The sequence below is a fragment of the Micrococcus sp. UYEF5 genome (genome assembly GCF_040546065.1).
GTDB classification, from domain to species: Bacteria; Actinomycetota; Actinomycetes; order Actinomycetales; family Micrococcaceae; genus Micrococcus; species Micrococcus luteus.
Map to the genome: position 1 here is coordinate 15,869 of NZ_JBEPNB010000013.1, position 17,124 is coordinate 32,992.

The following is a 17,124-nucleotide window of genomic DNA, read 5'->3' on the forward strand; positions in this document are numbered from 1 at the left end:
TCGGCGGGGCTCGGCCCACCGCCGTCTCGCGTCCAGCGCCCGCATACGGAAGGAGAGGGTGAGCCGCATGGAGCAGGAGGGCACCCAGGAGCCGGCGCGGTTCGACCCCCACATCGCGGAGCCCCCGGCCGTCCCCACGCTCATCCCCGTGCTGCGCCCGGCCGGCGCCGAGGACGCCGCCGCTGTCGGCGACCTCGCGATCGACCCGGAGGACCCCGGCCTGCTCGACCTCGACCCGGCGGAGTCGGCCCACCCGGCCGCGGCCGCGGTCGCCGTCGAGCCGACCGAGCCGCTGCCGCCCGTGGTCCGCCCCGCCGCCGCCGATCCGGTCTCGACGCCGGCGCCGGAGCCGGAGGAATCGGCCGAGCCGGAGGCGGAGACGCTGCCGGAGCCGGCCGCGGACGCGCCCCTGACCGAGCCGCCGCTGTCCGAGCAGGTGCCCACCTCCGTCCTGGCGCCCGCGGAGGCCGACGGCGCCCTGCCCGCCCCGGATGTGATCCCCGAGCCGGACGTCACCGTCCCGGACCCGGTGGTCCCCGTGGGCCCGCCCGAGAAGCGCGGGCGTCGGCGGGGCCGGCGCTCCCGTGAGGTCTTCGTCGAGAACCTGCCGACGCAGGCGCTCGTGCTGGCCGACCGCCTGCACTCCTCGCCGTATGGGCGCCGCATGCGCTCCACGCTGCAGCAGCGCCGCGCGGAGGCGCAGGCCCTCGAGGCCCGCACCACCCTGGACTTCGCGCTCAAGCTGGGCGAGACGATGTTCAGCTTCGGGGCGGCCTCGCTGGACGTGGAGACCTCGATCATCGTGGCCACGCAGGCCTACGGGATCCTCGAGACCGAGGTGGACCTGACCAACCAGTCCATCTCCCTGAACTACGCGCCCGACTCCTCACGCGGCGAGGCCCCGTTCACCCTCCAGCGGGTGGTCCGCTCGGCCTCGGTGAACTTCGAGGGGCTCGTGGCCGTCCACCGGCTCGTCGAGGAGATCGCCGCGGGCGAGGTGGACCGGGCCGAGGCCCAGCGCCGGCTCGTGGAGATCCGGCATCAGCCCAAGCCGTTCCCCGCCGTCTTCGAGGTCCTCTTCTCCGGCGTGTTCGTGGCCTGCTTCGTGCCGTTCATCGGGGGGACCTGGACGGGCGCGGCCCTGGGCATGGTCTCCACCTGGCTGGTCTTCTGGCTCAAGGTCCAGGCGGACAAGGCGCGCTTCCCGGAGATCTTCTCCACGATGTTCGGGGCGATCACGGCCACGGTGATCGCGCTGATGGCCCACGCCCTCGACCTGCCGGTCAACCCGGCGCTGGTGATCGCCGGCGGCATCATGATGCTCCTGCCCACGGCGAGGTTCGTCACCGCGGTGCAGGACGCCATCCACGGCTTCCCGGTGACCGCCGCGGGCCGCTTCCTCTCCGCGCTGCTCGTGTTCGCCGGCGTGATGGCCGGGATCATGATCGCCGTGGGCATCGGGGATCTCCTGGGATTCGAACAGCTGGACCTGGCCGAGGCGGGGACGCTGAGCTATCCGCCGCTGCTGCTGCTGGGCCTCGTGATGGCCGCGGGCATGGCGGACGCGGTGGTGGAGCAGTCGCGGTGGCCCCAGATCCTGGCCTGCGGTCTCGTGTCCGGGGCCGGCTTCGGCGCGTACCTGGCGGCGCAGCAGATCGGGGTCAGCGACCGGCTGGTGCCCGCGGTCGCCGCGGCGGCGGTCGGGTTCCTCGGCCGCCTGGTGGCCCAGCGGCTCGCGGCCCCGGCGCTCGTGATCGTCCTGCCGTCCATGCTGTTCCTGCTTCCCGGACTCACCATGTTCCGGTCCGTCTACGGGTTCACCGTGGAGACCGGGGCCACGCTGCTGGGCGTCGAGGGACTGTTCAACGCCGCGGTCATCGTCGTGGCGATCGCGGCCGGCGTCGCCTTCGGCAACACCCTGGCCAAGCCGATCACCGACCGGATGGGCACGCTGCTGCCCACCGAGCTCGTGATGCACCAGCGCGGCTGACCGGCGGCCCGGCTCAGTCGGGCAGGCGCCAGTCCACCGGGGCCGCGCCGGCCGCCTCGAGGAGCCGGTTCACCCGGCTGAACGGCCGGGAGCCGAAGAACCCGCGGTGGGCGCTCAGGGGCGAGGGATGCGGGGACTCCACGACGCCGGCCCCCGCCGCCGTCAGCAGCGGCGCCATGCGCCGCGCGTCGGCTCCCCACAGCAGCCCCACGAGCGGGGTGCCGCGCGCGCAGAGGGCCCGCACCGCGGCCTCCGTGATCTGCTCCCAGCCGAGGCCGCGGTGGCTGCCGGGTGCGCCGGCCCGCACGCTGAGGGCGCGGTTCAGCAGCAGCACGCCCTGGTCCGTCCACGCGGAGAGGTCCCCGTGGGCGGGCGGGGTGATGCCGAGGTCGTCGTGCAGCTCCCGGTGGATGTTGGCCAGGGAGCGGGGCAGCGGCCGCACGTGGCGGTCCACCGCGAAGCTCAGGCCGATCGGATGGCCCGGCGTCGGGTAGGGGTCCTGGCCCAGCACGAGGACGCGGACGTCCGCGAACGGCTGAAGGAACGCCCGCAGGATGTGCTCCGGTGCGGGCAGCACCTGCTCTCCGGCCGCCCGGCGGGCCCGCAGGGCCTCGCCGACCTGCTCGAACGCGGCGGCCTGCGGGGCGAGGGCCGCCTCCCAGCCCGGATCCAGGGGCGCGATGAACTCCATGCCCCGAGGGTAGACCGGGTGGGTACAGTGGCCGCCATGTCCCACCCCACGCCCGTCTCGCCCGATCCGGCCCCGGACGAGGGTGCCCGCGCGCGGGCGCGACGGGACGAGCTGACGGACCTGGAGCGTGCGGTCCTGGACCTGGAGGCCGCCACCTGGCGGTACGGCGGGGCCAAGGACCACGCCGTCCGAGAGCGTCTGGGGCTGTCTCCGACCGCCTATTATCAGGTGTTGAACGGATTGCTGGACCGTGAGGCCGCCCTGGCCTACCGACCCCTGCTGGTCACGCGGCTGCTGCGCAAGCGCGGCACCCGCAGCCGGGCCCGGAGGGGACCCGCGGATCCGGCGCCGTCCACGCCCGCTTCCCGCCAGGAGAACTGACCCATGGCCTACCAGCCCGACCGCTTCGACGAGGTCCCCGAGTACACGGACCAGCGCGGCGCGCACCGCGAGTCCTTCGCCGCCGCCGGCGCGACCGCCACGGGCGGGGGTCGCCGCCTGAGCCCGCTGCTCTGGGTGGCCGGCCTCGTCCTGCTCGCCGGCCTGTTCGTGGGCGTCGTCCTGCCGTGGCTCACCGGTGACCGCTCGGAGCCCGTCGCCGCCGAGAGCTCGACGACGGCCCCGGCGGCCGAGACGTCGACGTCGGCGTCGGCGTCGGCGTCGTCCGAGTCCTCCTCGGCGTCCTCCGCGTCGGCGTCGACTGCACCCGCGACCGAGTCCCCCACCCCGTCCGAGGACGCGGCGGAGGCGTCCCGTTCCGCGGCCGCGGCCGAGTCCTCGCGGGCGGCGCAGGAGGCGGCCGCCGCCGAGGCCGCCGAGTCCTCTCGAGCCGCCGCCGAGGCCGCCGAGGCCGCCGAGTCGTCCCGTGCCGCCGCCGCGGCACAGGCGGCGGAGTCCTCGCGCGCCGCCGCGTCCCGTTCGGCCGCCGCGGCGGAGGCCTCGCGCTCGCAGTCCGCGGCCGCGTCGAGCTCCCGTGCGGCCGCGCAGTCTGCGGCCGCGTCGAGCTCTCGTGCGGCCGCGCAGTCTGCGGCCGCGTCGAGCTCTCGTGCGGCCGCGCAGTCTGCGGCCGCGTCGAGCTCTCGTGCAGCCGCGCAGTCCGCGGCCGTGCGCGGCACCCACGTCACCGTGTACAACGCGACCCGCACCCAGGGCCTCGCCGCCTCCTACGCGCAGCGGCTCACGGGCGCCGGCTACACCTCGGTGGACGCGAAGAACTGGAGCGGCTACGGCATCCAGTCCTCCACCGTCCTGTACAACGGCTCGGCCAACAAGGCCGCCGCCGAGGCGGTCGGCAAGGAGCTCGGCTTCCCGGTCATGCAGACCCCGAACCTGCAGGTGAACGGCGTCGCGGTGGTCGTCACCGGCTGATCCGCCCGTCGTGCGGCCGTGTCGGCCGCGCGCCCTTTCCGGCCCCCGGCGGGGCGCCTTCCGAGGCGTTCTGCCGGGGGCCGTCCGCCGTCCGCGGAAGGGCGGGCCCCGCACCGCAGACCTTTTGCACTCTCCCGGTGCGAGTGCTCATAATGGGGTTAGCACTCCGAAGGCGCGACTGCCAGCCGTACCCCGGCCGGTCCGGCGCCGTGGAGGAGGACCTGTCCACCGGTGAGGCCCCCAGGGGCCGTCCGTCGCGGGCATCGGCGCGGGTCAGCCACCAGCAGTAGGAAGCCGACGTCCAGAAAGGACCTGCACATGGCCAAGACCATCGCATTCGACGAAGAGGCCCGCCGCGGCCTGGAGAAGGGCCTGAACACCCTGGCCGACGCCGTGAAGGTGACCCTCGGCCCCCGCGGCCGCAACGTGGTGCTGGAGAAGAAGTGGGGCGCTCCCACCATCACCAACGACGGCGTCTCCATCGCCAAGGAGATCGAGCTCGAGGACCCGTACGAGAAGATCGGCGCGGAGCTCGTCAAGGAGGTCGCCAAGAAGACCGACGACGTCGCCGGCGACGGCACCACCACCGCCACCGTGCTGGCCCAGGCGCTGGTCCGCGAGGGCCTGCGCAACGTGGCCGCGGGCGCCGACCCGCTGTCGCTGAAGCGCGGCATCGAGAAGGCCGTGGAGGCCGTCACCTCCGAGCTGCTCTCCGCCTCCCGCGAGATCGAGACCAAGGACCAGATCGCGGCCACCGCCTCGATCTCCGCCGCGGACAAGCAGATCGGCTCCCTCATCGCCGAGGCCCTGGACAAGGTCGGCAAGGAGGGCGTCATCACCGTCGAGGAGTCCAACACCTTCGGCCTCGAGCTCGAGCTCACCGAGGGCATGCGCTTCGACAAGGGCTACATCTCCGGTTACTTCGTGACCGACGCGGACCGCCAGGAGGCCGTCCTCGAGGATCCCTACATCCTCATCGTCAACTCGAAGATCTCCTCCGTGAAGGACATGGTGGCGATCCTCGAGAAGGTCATGCAGTCGGGCAAGCCGCTGCTGATCATCGCCGAGGACGTCGAGGGCGAGGCCCTGGCCACCCTCGTGGTCAACAAGATCCGCGGTACCTTCAAGTCCGTGGCCGTGAAGGCCCCGGGCTTCGGCGACCGCCGCAAGGCCATGCTCGCCGACATCGCCATCCTCACCGGCGGCCAGGTCATCTCCTCCGAGGTGGGCCTGTCCCTGGAGAACGCGACCCTCGACCTGCTGGGCACCGCCCGCAAGGTGGTCATCACCAAGGACGAGACCACCATCGTGGAGGGCGCCGGCGACGCCGAGCAGATCGCCGGCCGCGTGGCCCAGATCCGCTCCGAGATCGAGAACACCGACTCGGACTACGACCGCGAGAAGCTGCAGGAGCGCCTCGCCAAGCTGGCCGGCGGCGTGGCCGTCATCAAGGCCGGCGCGGCCACCGAGGTGGAGCTCAAGGAGCGCAAGCACCGCATCGAGGACGCCGTGCGCAACGCCAAGGCCGCGGTGGAGGAGGGCATCGTCGCCGGCGGCGGCGTCGCCCTGATCCAGGCCGGCGCCAAGGCGTTCGGCGGCCTGCAGCTCGAGGGCGACGAGGCCACCGGCGCGAACATCGTCAAGGTCGCCATCGAGGCCCCGCTGAAGCAGATCGCCCTCAACGCCGGCCTGGAGCCCGGCGTCGTGGCCGACAAGGTCAAGACCCTCGACGACGGCCACGGCCTGAACGCCGCCACCGGCGAGTACGAGGACCTGCTGGCCGCCGGCATCAACGACCCGGTGAAGGTGACCCGCTCGGCCCTGCAGAACGCCGCGTCCATCGCGGGCCTGTTCCTGACCACCGAGGCCGTCGTCGCGGACAAGCCCGAGAAGGCCGCCGCCGGCGCCGAGGGCATGGACCCGATGGGCGGCATGGGCGGCATGATGTGATCAGCCGCTGAGCCGGCCCGGCCCGTTCGGGCGCCCAGCCTGCGAGGCCCGCCTCCCCGCCCGGGAGGCGGGCCTCGCCGCGTCCCGGGTCAGCACCGGGGCGCCCCGCTCAGGCCGACAGCGCGGCCCGTTCCGCCGCCAGGTTGCGGCGGGCGGCGGCCTCCCAGCGTGCTCGGCCGGGCGCGGTCCGATACAGCCGCTCGGCGTCCAGCAGGGCGTCCAGCACCTTGCTGCGACCGCGGACCCAGTCCGCGTCGGACACGTGCGCGTAGTCCCGCCGCACCGCGGCCACGTAGCGGGCGTAGGCCTCGGGGGAGCGGCCGAGGACCTCGAGGTCCGCGTCCGAGAGCACCGCCCCGGCCGCGTCGTGCGGGGCGGGGTCGTGGGCGGCGGTGAGCAGCACGAGGCGCGCCACCTCGTCGACGACGTCGGCCGGCACGGCCAGCCGCGGAGCGGTGAGCACGTCCCGGGCCAGGGCGGCCGAGTCCGCCTCGTCCTGGCCGGCGGGCGCGGTGGGGTCCCCGGCGTAGACGGCGTCGTGGAACCACGCGGCCAGGCGGACCGCCCGCGGATCCGTCCCGGTCTCTGCCCCCGCCCGCTCGAGCAGGTCCACGGACTCGAGCACCGCGAGCAGGTGGGCCGGGTCGTGGTAGTGCCGATGCGGCTCCGCCCAGCGGGCCAGCAGGTCGTGTCCCGCCGTCGTCACCGCGTCCGGGCTCGCCGCCGTGCCCTCGAACAGCCGCGCCCAGCGTCGGGCGAGGACCACGTCCCGCTTCTCGGCGCGGCTCCGGGCGGGCACGCGCAGCCCCGAGGCGGCGAGCCGGCGCACCAGCTCCCGTCCGGTGACGGGCACCGCCCCGCGGGCCACGAGCTCGGCACGTCGGTGCGCGGGCACGTCGTAGTGGTCCCGGTCGAAGGCCCGCTCCGAGAGCCCCGCCGCCCGCGCGAACGCGTGGAGCTCCTCGAGGGAGGCATCGGAGACGAGGTGGGAGAACACGGTGCCGTGGGCGGGCCACGCGGGCGGGTCGATCAGGACGGTCATGCCCCCACTCTAGGAAGCACGGACCGGGGCGCGGCCGGCCGGCCGCACCCCGGACCGTTCCGGGCGCTCAGAACCGGAACATCGCGGCGTTGGCGGTCTCGGCGTCCTGGTACTGGGTGGCGGCGGCGTCCATCGCGCGGCGGATGCCCGCCAGGGACTCCTCCACGCGCTGCTGGGTGGCGCGCCACTCGGTGAGCACGCCCTGGAAGTTCGCGGCCGCCTGGCCGCGCCAGGTGTCCTGCAGCTGGCGCAGGTTGGCCTCCATGGTGCTCACCTCCGCCTGGAGGCGGCCGATGGAGCCCTCCACCGCCCCGCTCTTGGCCCGCAGGTCCTCGACGTCGATCTGCACGATGCTCATGTGACTGTCCCCTCTGATGAGTGCTGATGGGCGGCGGGTGCCGCCGGGCACCACGCTAGGGACGCGCGTCGCGCCCGGCCGCCGGGTCGTCCTCGCCTGGGGACGGGACGCTGGCCTCGGGCGCCTGTGCAGGAGCAGAAGCCCGACGGCGGCGCTCGGCCGAGGCACGACGGAACCGCTCCGCCGCCCGCAGCAGGCGGCTGCTCCGGGCGGCGTCCGCGGCGCTGGCGCCGGCTCCTGACGGCGCGGTCAGGGCGAGGGGGCCGCTGGGCGGACCGGCCGCGTCGTCGTCGGTGTCCCGTGCGGACGGGCGCTCGTCCTCGACGTCCTCGTCCGCCTCGTCCTCGAACGGCGCCCACGGCAGGTGGACGGAGAAGGTGGCGCCGCCGCCCTCGGTCTCCAGCAGCCGGACGGAGCCGCCGTGCTGGGCCACGATCGCCGCGACGATGGCCAGGCCGAGCCCCGTGCCGCCCGTCTCGCGGTGCCGGGAGGTGTCCGCGCGGTAGAACCGCTCGAAGATGCGGGCGCGGTCCTCCTCGGACACGCCCGGCCCGTGGTCACGGATCTCGATCACGGAGCTGCGGCCCGCGCCGTCCGCCCCGGCCTGGCCGCCGAGGTGGTCGACGGTGCCGACCGCGATCTCGATGGGGGTGCCGGCGGGGGTGTAGCGCAGGGCGTTGGCCATGAGGTTCACCACCACCTGGCGCATCCGGTTCTCGTCGCCGAGGATGGGCGCCGGGGCCGCCCGGTCGCCGTCGGGGCCCACGAGGGTGACCTTGCGGTCCGGGGCGTTCACGGAGGCGTCCATCATGGAGTCCATCGCGAGGATGAGCAGGTCCACCGGGGCGTGCTCGAGGGGGCGCTGCTCGTCGAGGCGGGCCAGGGTGAGCAGGTCCTCCACGAGGCGGGTCATGCGGGTGGCCTCGGACTCGATGCGCTGCATGGCGGCGGCGACGTCCTCCTCCTCGCGCAGCCCGCCGTGCCGGTACAGCTCGGAGAATCCGCGGATGGTGACCAGGGGGGTGCGCAGCTCGTGGGAGGCGTCCTGCACGAATCGGCGCATCTTGTCCTCGGAGATCTCCTTGTCCCGGAACGCGGACTCGATGTGCGCGAGCATGGCGTTGAGGGAGCGGGAGAGCCGGCCCACCTCGGTGTCGGGCGCCGCGCTCTCCACGCGCTGGCTCAGGTCGCCGGCGGCGATCTTGGCGGCGGTGCGCTCCACGCGGTTCAGGGTGCGGAACGCGCGCTGGACCGCCAGGTTGGCCACGATCACGGTGCCCGCCGTCGCGAGCAGGCCGATGGTCACGACGATTGAGGTGACGCGCTCGACGGAGGAGGTCACGCTCTGCAGGGGCAGGGCCACGGCCATGGTGCCGTCGCCGCTGCTGAGCCCGTACAGCTGCACGCGCCAGCCGCTCGAGTCCGGCTGTGTGCCGGGCACCTCGAAGGAGGCGGAGCCGCGCTCGAGGGCCTCGGCCGGGGTGATGTCCGGCAGGGCCGGCTCGTCCGCGTCCGGCATCACCGGGGTCTGGACGACCCGCGCGCCCTCGTTGTCCCACACGACGCCGTAGAAGCGCAGGATGGGCAGCTGCGGCATGTAGTACTCACCGGTCTGGGCGACGTTGGCCAGGTACATCGAGACGGTGTCCCGGTTGGCGGCCATGTCCTCGTCCAGCTGGCGCACCGCCTCCTGGCGGAACAGCGCCGCGGTCGCCAGGGCGGTGACGGCGACCAGGGCCAGCATGAGCGCCGCGATCATCACGACCAGCTTGGTGCGCAGGGACTGCCCCTGCCACGTGCCCCTCAGCCAGGCGCGCGGATGGCGGACGTGGGCCGCCGCGGCGTCGAGCCGCGCACGCACGTCAGCGCTTGTCCGCGGTGCGGAGCATGTAGCCGACGCCGCGCTTGGTGTGGATCATCTTCTCGCGGCCGCCGACGTCGATCTTGCGGCGCAGGTAGGAGATGTAGGACTCGACGATCGAGGCGTCCCCGTTGAAGTCGTACTCCCACACGTGGTCCAGGATCTGGGCCTTCGAGAGCACCCGGTTCGGGTTCATCATGAGGTAGCGCAGCAGCTTGAACTCGGTGGGGGAGAGGTCCACGACCTCGCCGCCGCGGCGGACCTCGTGCGCGTCGTCGTCGAGCTCGAGGTCGTCCACGCGCAGCACCGCCGCGTCGTCGTCGTCGAGGGAGGCAGTGCGGCGCAGCACGGCGCGGATGCGGGCGACCACCTCGTCGAGGGAGAACGGCTTGGTCACGTAGTCGTCACCGCCGACCGTCAGGCCGGTGATCTTGTCCTCGGTGCCGTCCCGCGCGGTGAGGAACACGACGGGGAAGTGACGGCCGGCGGAGCGCAGGCGGCGGGTCACGGTGAAGCCGTCCATGTCCGGGAGCATCACGTCCAGCACGGCCAGGTCCGGCTGGAACTCCTCGGCGGCGTCCAGGGCCTCCCGGCCGTTGGCCGCGGCCGTGACCTCGAAGCCGGCGTAGCGCAGGGACGTGGAGAGCAGCTCGCGGATGTTGGGCTCGTCGTCCACCACCAGGAGGCGTGCTTCGGGGTTCTGAGGCTGCATGGGGCCCAGTCAACCGCCCCGACCTGGGAATACCCTGAAAGGGTGCTGGATGTCACGGGGCGTCGTTGGCCCGACGGCTCAGGGGCGCGAGCGCCGGACGGCGCCCAGCACCACGTGCAGCAGCATCAGGCCGAAGCCGACGGGCAGGCCGAACAGCGCGAGCGCGAACAGCGCCGGGGACGCCGGCCACGCCAGGAAGTACGCGACCAGCAGGGCCACCAGGGCCAGAGCGGACACCGCCGTCACGGCCACGCCCAGCACCAGGACGACGCCACGACCGCCCCGGTGATCGGCGGGGTCGGCGGCGGGCGCGGAGGCGGGGAGGGTGGAGGTCCGAGGCATGCCCGCCACTCTAGTCGGGCTATCCTGGGAGGTCATTGACGACCACGTCCTCCGCCGTCCCCTCCGGGCGCACGGCCAGGCTGGTCCCACCGATGCCGCGGCGCACCGCCACGCCGGTGCCGGACCCCGCCGACCCGAGACGAGAGCACGGCCGCCCCTGCGGCGCCGGCCCGACGCGGTGGACCCACATGACGAGGAGCAGGTGACGCACATGCCCACCGGGCGCATCAAGTTCTACGACTCGACCAAGGGCTTCGGGTTCGCCCAGACGGACGAGGGCGAGGAGGTCCACGTGCCCGCCTCGGCCCTGCCGGCCGGGGTGACCGAGCTGCGCGGAGGCACCCGCGTGGAGTTCGGCGTGGCCGAGGGCCGCCGCGGCAAGCAGGCGCTCTCGCTGCGCGTGCTCGACGCCGCACCCTCGGTGGTCCGCAACCACCGACCCGGCGCCACCGAGATGGCCGTCCTCATGGAGGACCTCATCACGTGGCTGGACCAGACCTCCAACGGCCTGCGCCGCGGCCGCTACCCCCAGCGCGCCCAGGCGCAGAAGATGGCGCAGGTGCTGCGCCGTGTCGCCGACGATCTGGAGGCCTGAGCCATGACCACCCACGACGACGCCCCGCGCGTCGACCACCGGAGCCCCGACGCCGAGCCCGCGCCCGCGGAGGAGAGGGCGGCCGTGCCGCCCGCGCGTCGCCGGGCCCCGCGCCGCGACGAGCTGCTCGCCGCCGCCGTGGACGCCGCCCGCGCGGGGCTGGCCGGGCTGGCCGCCCCGGACGAGGTGGGGGAGCACGTGGACGTGCTCGTGGACGACGACCGGCTCCTGACGCACCGCTTCGCGTGCCGCATGCCCGGCTACGCGGGCTGGCTCTGGTACGTGACGATCGCCCGGGCCCCACGCGCCAAGCAGGTCACCGTGTGCGAGACCGGCCTCATGGCGGGGGAGGGTGCGCTCGTGGCGCCCCTGTGGGTGCCGTACGCCGAGCGCGTGAACGAGGAGGAGCGCGAGCGGCTCAAGGCCGTGGCCGAGGGCCGTGTGCCCGGCTCCCCGGCGCCCGAGGCCGCGCCGGACGACGCCGCCCAGACGGCACCCGAGCCCGCGGCGGCCGACCGCGGCTGAGCCGGCGCACCCCGGCGGCTCAGGCCAGGCGCTCGACCACGTGGTCGATGCAGCGCAGCAGCGCCGCGACGTCCTCGGGCTCGGTCGCGGCGAAGGTCGCGATCCGCAGCTGGTTCCGGCCGAGCTTGCGGTAGGGCTCCACGTCCACCACGCCGTTCGCGCGCAGGGCCTGGGCGACCGCCGCCGCGTCGACGTCGTCGGAGAAGTCGACGGTGCAGACCACGGCGGAGCGGTCCTCGGGCCGGGCCACAAACGGCGTGGCGAACGGCGACGCCTCGGCCCACGCGTACACGCGCGAGGAGGAGTCGGCGGTGCGGGCGGTCATCGCGTCCAGCCCGCCCTGGCCGTTCATCCAGCGCAGCTGCGCGTCCAGCATGACGAGCGTGGCCAGCGCGGGCGTGTTGTAGGTCTGGTCCTTGAGGGAGTTCTCCACGGCCGTGGCCAGGTCCAGGAACGCCGGGATCCAGCGGCCGGACTCCTTGATCTCCGCGACCCGCGCCAGGGCCCGCGGGGAGAACAGCGCGAGCCACAGGCCGCCGTCGGACGCGAAGTTCTTCTGCGGCGCGAAGTAGTACACGTCCGCCTCGGACACGTCCACGGGCAGGCCGCCCGCGGCCGAGGTGGCGTCGACGACGACCAGCGCGTCCTCGTCGATGCCCGCGGGGCGGACGACGGGCGCCATGACACCGGTGGAGGTCTCGTTGTGCGGCCACGCGTACACGTCGACCCCGGCCACGGCCTCCGGCTCGGGGCGGGTGCCCGGCTCGGAGGTGCGGATGTCCGACGACGCCAGGAACGGCGCCTGGTCGGTGGCCTTGGCGAACTTCGAGCCGAACTCGCCGAAGCTCAGATGCTGGGCGCGCTCGCGGACCAGGCTGAAGGCGGCCGCGTCCCAGAACGCGGTGGAGCCGCCGACGCCGAGGATCACCTCGTAGCCCTCCGGCGCCGAGAACAGCTCGGCGACGCCCGACCGGACGCTCGCCACCAGGTCCTTGACCGGCTTCTGACGGTGCGACGTGCCGAGCAGCCCGGCTGCGTCCTGGAGCGCGCTCAGCTGCTCGGGGCGGACCTTGGAGGGACCGGCGCCGAAGCGGCCGTCGGCCGGCAGCAGGTCCTGGGGGATGGTGATCTCGGCGGGGGAGGTCATGCGTGCTCCTGACGCTTCGGGGTCGCGGGTCGCGCCCATTCTCCCGCGCCCGGGACCACCGGCCGTCCACGTGACTCACGCCTCGCTAGGATGTCCGGGACGAAGAGCCCGAGGGAAGAGGACGTGCCATGACGGATCTGATCGACACCACCGAGATGTACCTGCGCACGATCCTCGAGCTCGAGGAGGAGGGCATCCCCCCGCTGCGCGCCCGCATCGCCGAGCGTCTGGAGCACTCCGGCCCCACCGTCTCCCAGACCGTGGCCCGCATGGAGCGGGACGGGCTGGTGCACGTGGGCGCGGACCGTCGGCTGGAGCTGACCGTGGCGGGCCGCGAGCGGGCCGTGTCCGTGCTGCGCAAGCACCGCCTGGCCGAGCGCCTGCTCGCGGACGTGATCGGCCTCGAGTGGGAGCTCGTCCACGAGGAGGCCTGCCGCTGGGAGCACGTGATGAGCGACCAGGTGGAGCGCCGCCTGCTCACGCTGCTGGAGAACCCCACCGAGACCCCCTACGGCACCCCGATCCCGCCCCGGCCCGAGCAGGCCTCCGCCGAGGACTGGAGCCGCGACATGGGCCTGGCGGGCGCCCGGCTCTCCGAGGAGGCCGCCACCGCCGGCCGGTTCCGCGTCCGCGGGCTGGCCGAGGGCGTGCAGACCGACCCCGAGCTGCTGGCCCAGCTGGCCGGCGCCGGCGTGACCCCCGGCCGCGTGGTGCGTGCCGAGGCCGCCCGCGACGCCGGGTACATCCGGGTCGAGGGCGAGGCGGAGGACGGCGCGGCCGCGGACGGCGGGGCCCTCGAGCTGGCCGAGGCCACGGCCGCGCACGTGTGGGTCGAGCGTCTCGACGGCTGAGGCGCGGCGCGCCGTCGTCGTGCGTGACGGGGGCGTGATGGCCCGGTGACGGGCCGGTGAACCTCTTCCGCCGCCGCAGGCGACACGCGGCGCGCCGATGCACCCGCGTCTAGCGTGGAGACACGACGCCCCTGTGTCCCCATGCTTCCGAGGCCCCCGATGCGCACACTCGTCCTCAACGCCGGCTACGAACCCCTCTCGGTCGTCTCCGACCGCCGGGCGCTGCTGCTCGTGGCCACCGGCAAGGCGAGCGTGCTCGAGGACGCCGGTGACCCGATGCGCAGCCCCACCCGCGCGTGGGGCCGGCCCCTCGTGATCCTGCTGCACCAGTACATCCGGGTGCCCCACACGGACGCGGCCCCGGTCTCCCGCAAGGGCGTGCTGCGCCGGGACGGACACCGCTGCGCCTACTGCGGCGCCCACGCCACCACCGTGGACCACGTGCGGCCGCGCTCGCGGGGCGGCGAGAACACGTGGGAGAACCTCGTGGCCTGCTGCCTGCGCTGCAACGGGGCGAAGGCGGACCGCTCGCTCGAGGCCCTGGGCTGGCGGCTGCGGGTGGAGCCGGTGCGCCCGCGCGGGGCCCAGTGGCGGATCCGCGAGCTGGAGCGGCCCGCCGAAGCGTGGCGGGACTACCTGCGCCTGGCCGCCTGACGCCGGAAGCGGAATCGCGCCCGCCCGTGCCCGGCGGTTCCTAGACTCTCGAACGGTCGAGAGAGCGGAGGGGCCCATGAGCATGGAGTCGGCGGCACGGATGTCCATGATGCGGATGACCCGCGGACAGTCCGACGCCCAGCAGAGCCTCGCCCGCGGCACGGTGCGCCGGACCATCGCGTTCGCGGGCCGGTACCGCACCCGACTGATCGTGTTCGTCGCGGCCTCCATCGTGGGCGCGGTGCTCGGCGTGGCCTCGCCCGTGCTGGCCGGCGACGTCGTCAACGCGATCACCGGCGGCGCGGACCGCGGGCTCGTGGTGCGGCTGGCCCTGCTGATCGCCCTCGTGGCGGTGCTCGACGCGGCGCTGTCCGTGTTCACCAAGTGGCTCTCCGCCGGGCTGGGGGAACAGGTCATCTACGACCTGCGCACCGCCGTGTTCGACCACGTGCAGCGCATGCCGGTGGCGTTCTTCCAGCGCACCCGCACCGGCGCGCTCGTCTCGCGCCTGAACAACGACGTGATCGGGGCGCAGTCGGCGATCTCGCGGACGCTCTCCGGCGTCGTCGCGAACGTGGTGTCCGTCGCGCTGACCCTGGGCGTGATGGTGGCCACCAGCTGGCAGGTCACCGTCCTGTCCCTCGTGATGCTGCCGCTGTTCCTGCTGCCGGCCCGGGCGGTCGGCTCGAAGCTGGCGGGCCTGTCCCGCGAGCGGGCCGGGCACAACGCGGCCATGGGCGACCAGATGACCGAGCGGTTCTCCGCTCCCGGCGCCACACTCATCAAGCTCTTCGGCCGCCCCGCCGCCGAGTCCGCCGAGTTCGCCCGCCGCGCGGACCGCGTGCGCGCCACCGGCGTGGACATCTCCGTGCGCCAGGCCGTCTTCACCACGCTGCTCACCCTGGTCTCCGCGCTCGCGCTCGCGGCCGTGTACGGCGTGGGCGGGCTCCAGGCGATCGCGGGCACCCTCGACGCCGGCGACGTCGTCACCCTCGCCCTGCTGCTGACCCGCCTGTACGCCCCCCTGACCGCGCTGGCGAACGCCCGCGTGGAGATCATGAGCGCGCTCGTGAGCTTCGAGCGCGTGTTCGAGGTCCTGGACCTGGAGCCGCTCATCACGGAGCCCGCGCGGCCCGCGGCCCTGCCGGAGGGGCCCCTGTCCGTGCGGCTGCGGGACGTGCGCTTCGCCTACCCCACCGCGGAGCAGGTGTCCCTGGCCTCCCTCGAGGAGGTCGCCGTGCTGGACACGCGCGGCGGCGAGGAGGTGCTGCACGGGATCGACGTGGCCGTGCCCGCCGGGGCCACCGTGGCCCTCGTGGGCTCTTCGGGTGCGGGCAAGTCCACCATCGCCTCGCTCGTCACGCGCCTGCACGACGTCACCTCCGGCGCCGTCGAGATCGGCGACGTGGACGTGCGGGACCTCGCGTTCGCGGACCTGCAGCGGGCCGTGGGCATGGTGACCCAGGACGGCCACCTCTTCCACGAGACCGTGCGCGCCAACCTGACGCTGGCCCGCCCCGACGCGACGGACGAGCAGCTGTGGGACGCCGTCGAGCGGGCCCGCCTGCGCCCCGTGGTCGAGGCGCTGCCGGACGGGCTGGATACCGTGGTCGGCGAGCGCGGCTACCGCCTCTCCGGCGGCGAGCGGCAGCGCATGACGATCGCGCGGCTGCTGCTGGCGGCCCCGCGCGTCGTGGTGCTGGACGAGGCGACGGCGGCGCTGGACTCCACCAACGAGCGCGCCATCCAGGAGGCGCTGGGGGAGGCGCTGGCCGGGCGGACCGCGATCGTGATCGCGCACCGGCTCTCCACCGTGCGCAGCGCGGACGAGATCCTCGTGGTCGAGGCCGGGCGGATCGTGGAGCGCGGCACGCACGCCGCGCTGCTCGCGGCGGGCGGGCGGTATGCGGAGCTCTACACCACGCAGTTCGCGGACGCGGAATGAGGCGGCGGCCGGACCGGCCACCCGGGTGCCCCAGGCCGGAATCGAACCGACGGCCTACCCTTTAGGAGAGGGTCGCTCTATCCAACTGAGCTACTGGGGCGCGGACCGCGCGTCGGTCCGGTGAGCGAGTCTAGCCGAGCCCCTCAGGCCTCCCGCGCGGCGGGACCACGACGACGGCGCCGCCCGGCCCACAGCATCACGGCCACCGCCAGCGCGAGCAGCGCGAGCAGGACCCAGCGGGTCAGCGTCAGGGCGGCCGCCAGGCCGGCGCCCGGCCCGCCGGCGGCGATGGCCTGCTCGATCGCGATGTTCTCGCAGATGTCCACGACCGCGAACAGCACGCCCAGCCCGAAGACGACCCACTTGGCGCCGACGGGACGCAGGCGCCACGCGCCGACCGCGGTGACCGTCAGCGCCACGGCGATCGGGAAGATCACGCCGGCCGTCTTGTGCACCCAGTTCAGCTGGCCGCGGGCGTCCTCGTCCATGACCGCGGAGAGCGCACGGATGTGGTCCTGCCCGTAGAACAGCAGGGAGTCCGGCATCGCCAGGCCGCCGCTGAGCTGGGTCATCTGCTGCAGCACCAGCAGATGGAGGTACGCGCCCACGAGCAGGGTGGTCACGATCAGCGCGCTGACCGGGATCGCGGGGCTGCCCTCGCGCTCAGCGGCCGTGGCGAGGTCCTCACGGACGTCGACGTCCCGCAGCGTGGGGCGGGAGCGCGGGGACTCGGCGACCGGGCGCGCGGCGGGCCGCGACGGGCGCGGACGGGACTTGCGGGACTTCTGGGACACGGGGCACCTCCGCGGTCCATCCTCCCAGACCGTCCGAGCCGGTCCGGCCCCGCGCCGCCCAGCTCACTTTCGAACGTGAAATCGGGGTCATGGGGACTTTCGAACGCGAGATAGGCCCCGCATCACGTTCGAAAGTGCGGACGGGCGGGGTGGGGCGGGGATGTCGACGGCGGCCCCGCTGTCGCGTCCGGGGCCGCGCCTAGATGTTGTGGGTCATGAGGTTCTTGACATGGGTACCGGGCTGAGATGAGACGAGTGGGCCTCTCCCGCAGGATGGAAGTTCCGGGCGTGTCAACTTG

At 74.2% G+C, this 17,124-nt stretch carries 17 protein-coding genes and 1 tRNA gene; 9 read left to right on the top strand and 9 right to left on the bottom strand.

The features are described 5' to 3' along the window. The first annotated feature begins 67 nt into the window (after positions 1-67). The gene (locus ABIB16_RS10505; RefSeq protein ID WP_216886346.1) at positions 68-1,990 is read left to right on the top strand and encodes a threonine/serine exporter family protein; all 1,923 of its coding nucleotides are present in this window, start codon (positions 68-70) and stop codon (positions 1,988-1,990) included. A gap of 13 nt (positions 1,991-2,003) precedes the next feature. Here the strand turns inward: ABIB16_RS10505 and ABIB16_RS10510 are convergent, their stop codons facing one another. Further along, a complete protein-coding gene (locus ABIB16_RS10510; RefSeq protein ID WP_354436266.1) occupies positions 2,004-2,681 on the bottom strand; it encodes a uracil-DNA glycosylase in 678 nt (225 codons plus the stop codon). A 36-nt stretch (positions 2,682-2,717) separates the two neighbouring features. On the opposite strand from ABIB16_RS10510, the gene ABIB16_RS10515 reads away from it, so the two are divergent. From ABIB16_RS10515 to groL, 3 genes are all read left to right on the top strand, one after another. Then, complete coding sequence (locus tag ABIB16_RS10515) at positions 2,718-3,062, top strand: DUF3263 domain-containing protein (protein WP_205805498.1); 345 nt, start codon at positions 2,718-2,720, stop codon at positions 3,060-3,062. Positions 3,063-3,065: 3 nt separating this feature from the next. Continuing rightward, on the top strand, positions 3,066-4,049 hold the full coding sequence (locus ABIB16_RS10520) for a LytR C-terminal domain-containing protein (protein ID WP_354436268.1): 984 nt from the start codon (positions 3,066-3,068) through the stop codon (positions 4,047-4,049). A gap of 318 nt (positions 4,050-4,367) precedes the next feature. After that, entirely contained in the window at positions 4,368-5,999 is a 1,632-nt protein-coding gene (gene groL, locus ABIB16_RS10525; protein ID WP_063190186.1) for a chaperonin GroEL, read from the top strand. Positions 6,000-6,108: 109 nt separating this feature from the next. On the opposite strand, the gene ABIB16_RS10530 is transcribed toward groL, so the two are convergent. The 5 genes from ABIB16_RS10530 to ABIB16_RS10550 form a co-directional block, all read right to left on the bottom strand. Next, entirely contained in the window at positions 6,109-7,041 is a 933-nt protein-coding gene (locus ABIB16_RS10530; RefSeq protein WP_063190187.1) for a DUF4031 domain-containing protein, read from the bottom strand. A gap of 67 nt (positions 7,042-7,108) precedes the next feature. Next, the gene (locus ABIB16_RS10535; RefSeq protein ID WP_010079419.1) at positions 7,109-7,399 is read right to left on the bottom strand and encodes a WXG100 family type VII secretion target; all 291 of its coding nucleotides are present in this window, start codon (positions 7,397-7,399) and stop codon (positions 7,109-7,111) included. 55 nt (positions 7,400-7,454) lie between these two features. After that, on the bottom strand, positions 7,455-9,260 hold the full coding sequence (locus ABIB16_RS10540) for a sensor histidine kinase (RefSeq protein ID WP_063190188.1): 1,806 nt from the start codon (positions 9,258-9,260) through the stop codon (positions 7,455-7,457). A 1-nt stretch (position 9,261) separates the two neighbouring features. After that, positions 9,262-9,972: a response regulator transcription factor gene (locus tag ABIB16_RS10545; protein ID WP_185194656.1), complete on the bottom strand. Its 711-nt coding sequence runs from the start codon at positions 9,970-9,972 to the stop codon at positions 9,262-9,264. A 78-nt stretch (positions 9,973-10,050) separates the two neighbouring features. Next, complete coding sequence (locus ABIB16_RS10550) at positions 10,051-10,314, bottom strand: hypothetical protein (protein WP_041103073.1); 264 nt, start codon at positions 10,312-10,314, stop codon at positions 10,051-10,053. A gap of 211 nt (positions 10,315-10,525) precedes the next feature. Here ABIB16_RS10550 and ABIB16_RS10555 point away from each other — a divergent pair, with 211 nt between their 5' ends. Both ABIB16_RS10555 and ABIB16_RS10560 read left to right on the top strand, forming a co-directional pair. After that, positions 10,526-10,909, top strand: a complete 384-nt coding sequence (locus ABIB16_RS10555; RefSeq protein WP_020628350.1) for a cold-shock protein — start codon at positions 10,526-10,528, stop codon at positions 10,907-10,909. A 3-nt stretch (positions 10,910-10,912) separates the two neighbouring features. After that, positions 10,913-11,434 (top strand): DUF3027 domain-containing protein, encoded by a 522-nt coding sequence (locus ABIB16_RS10560; RefSeq protein WP_354436270.1) that lies wholly within the window; start codon positions 10,913-10,915, stop codon positions 11,432-11,434. A gap of 19 nt (positions 11,435-11,453) precedes the next feature. On the opposite strand, the gene serC is transcribed toward ABIB16_RS10560, so the two are convergent. Continuing rightward, the gene (gene serC / locus ABIB16_RS10565) at positions 11,454-12,581 is read right to left on the bottom strand and encodes a phosphoserine transaminase (protein ID WP_354436272.1); all 1,128 of its coding nucleotides are present in this window, start codon (positions 12,579-12,581) and stop codon (positions 11,454-11,456) included. Between the two features lie 128 nt (positions 12,582-12,709). Here serC and ABIB16_RS10570 point away from each other — a divergent pair, with 128 nt between their 5' ends. From ABIB16_RS10570 to ABIB16_RS10580, 3 genes are all read left to right on the top strand, one after another. After that, a complete protein-coding gene (locus ABIB16_RS10570) occupies positions 12,710-13,432 on the top strand; it encodes a metal-dependent transcriptional regulator (RefSeq protein ID WP_063190192.1) in 723 nt (240 codons plus the stop codon). Positions 13,433-13,591: 159 nt separating this feature from the next. Next, a complete protein-coding gene (locus ABIB16_RS10575) occupies positions 13,592-14,086 on the top strand; it encodes an HNH endonuclease (RefSeq protein WP_036382503.1) in 495 nt (164 codons plus the stop codon). A gap of 76 nt (positions 14,087-14,162) precedes the next feature. Then, on the top strand, positions 14,163-16,031 hold the full coding sequence (locus ABIB16_RS10580) for an ABC transporter ATP-binding protein (protein ID WP_060974277.1): 1,869 nt from the start codon (positions 14,163-14,165) through the stop codon (positions 16,029-16,031). Positions 16,032-16,057: 26 nt separating this feature from the next. Here the strand turns inward: ABIB16_RS10580 and ABIB16_RS10585 are convergent. Together ABIB16_RS10585 and ABIB16_RS10590 are read right to left on the bottom strand one after the other, a co-directional pair. Further along, positions 16,058-16,131, bottom strand: a tRNA-Arg gene (locus ABIB16_RS10585). 43 nt (positions 16,132-16,174) lie between these two features. After that, positions 16,175-16,825, bottom strand: coding sequence for a hypothetical protein (locus ABIB16_RS10590; RefSeq protein WP_041103064.1), 651 nt, complete (start codon positions 16,823-16,825; stop codon positions 16,175-16,177). Between the last annotated feature and the right edge of the window lie 299 nt (positions 16,826-17,124).

What these genes read in the sequence shown, in the direction of transcription:
- ABIB16_RS10505 (WP_216886346.1), top strand. Translation starts at nt 68, where the DNA reads ATGGAGCAGGAGGGCACCCAGGAGCCGGCGCGGTTCGACCCCCACATC.
- ABIB16_RS10510 (WP_354436266.1), bottom strand. Translation starts at nt 2,681, where the DNA reads ATGGAGTTCATCGCGCCCCTGGATCCGGGCTGGGAGGCGGCCCTCGCC.
- ABIB16_RS10515 (WP_205805498.1), top strand. Translation starts at nt 2,718, where the DNA reads ATGTCCCACCCCACGCCCGTCTCGCCCGATCCGGCCCCGGACGAGGGT.
- ABIB16_RS10520 (WP_354436268.1), top strand. Translation starts at nt 3,066, where the DNA reads ATGGCCTACCAGCCCGACCGCTTCGACGAGGTCCCCGAGTACACGGAC.
- groL (WP_063190186.1), top strand. Translation starts at nt 4,368, where the DNA reads ATGGCCAAGACCATCGCATTCGACGAAGAGGCCCGCCGCGGCCTGGAG.
- ABIB16_RS10530 (WP_063190187.1), bottom strand. Translation starts at nt 7,041, where the DNA reads ATGACCGTCCTGATCGACCCGCCCGCGTGGCCCGCCCACGGCACCGTG.
- ABIB16_RS10535 (WP_010079419.1), bottom strand. Translation starts at nt 7,399, where the DNA reads ATGAGCATCGTGCAGATCGACGTCGAGGACCTGCGGGCCAAGAGCGGG.
- ABIB16_RS10545 (WP_185194656.1), bottom strand. Translation starts at nt 9,972, where the DNA reads ATGCAGCCTCAGAACCCCGAAGCACGCCTCCTGGTGGTGGACGACGAG.
- ABIB16_RS10550 (WP_041103073.1), bottom strand. Translation starts at nt 10,314, where the DNA reads ATGCCTCGGACCTCCACCCTCCCCGCCTCCGCGCCCGCCGCCGACCCC.
- ABIB16_RS10555 (WP_020628350.1), top strand. Translation starts at nt 10,526, where the DNA reads ATGCCCACCGGGCGCATCAAGTTCTACGACTCGACCAAGGGCTTCGGG.
- ABIB16_RS10560 (WP_354436270.1), top strand. Translation starts at nt 10,913, where the DNA reads ATGACCACCCACGACGACGCCCCGCGCGTCGACCACCGGAGCCCCGAC.
- serC (WP_354436272.1), bottom strand. Translation starts at nt 12,581, where the DNA reads ATGACCTCCCCCGCCGAGATCACCATCCCCCAGGACCTGCTGCCGGCC.
- ABIB16_RS10570 (WP_063190192.1), top strand. Translation starts at nt 12,710, where the DNA reads ATGACGGATCTGATCGACACCACCGAGATGTACCTGCGCACGATCCTC.
- ABIB16_RS10575 (WP_036382503.1), top strand. Translation starts at nt 13,592, where the DNA reads ATGCGCACACTCGTCCTCAACGCCGGCTACGAACCCCTCTCGGTCGTC.
- ABIB16_RS10580 (WP_060974277.1), top strand. Translation starts at nt 14,163, where the DNA reads ATGAGCATGGAGTCGGCGGCACGGATGTCCATGATGCGGATGACCCGC.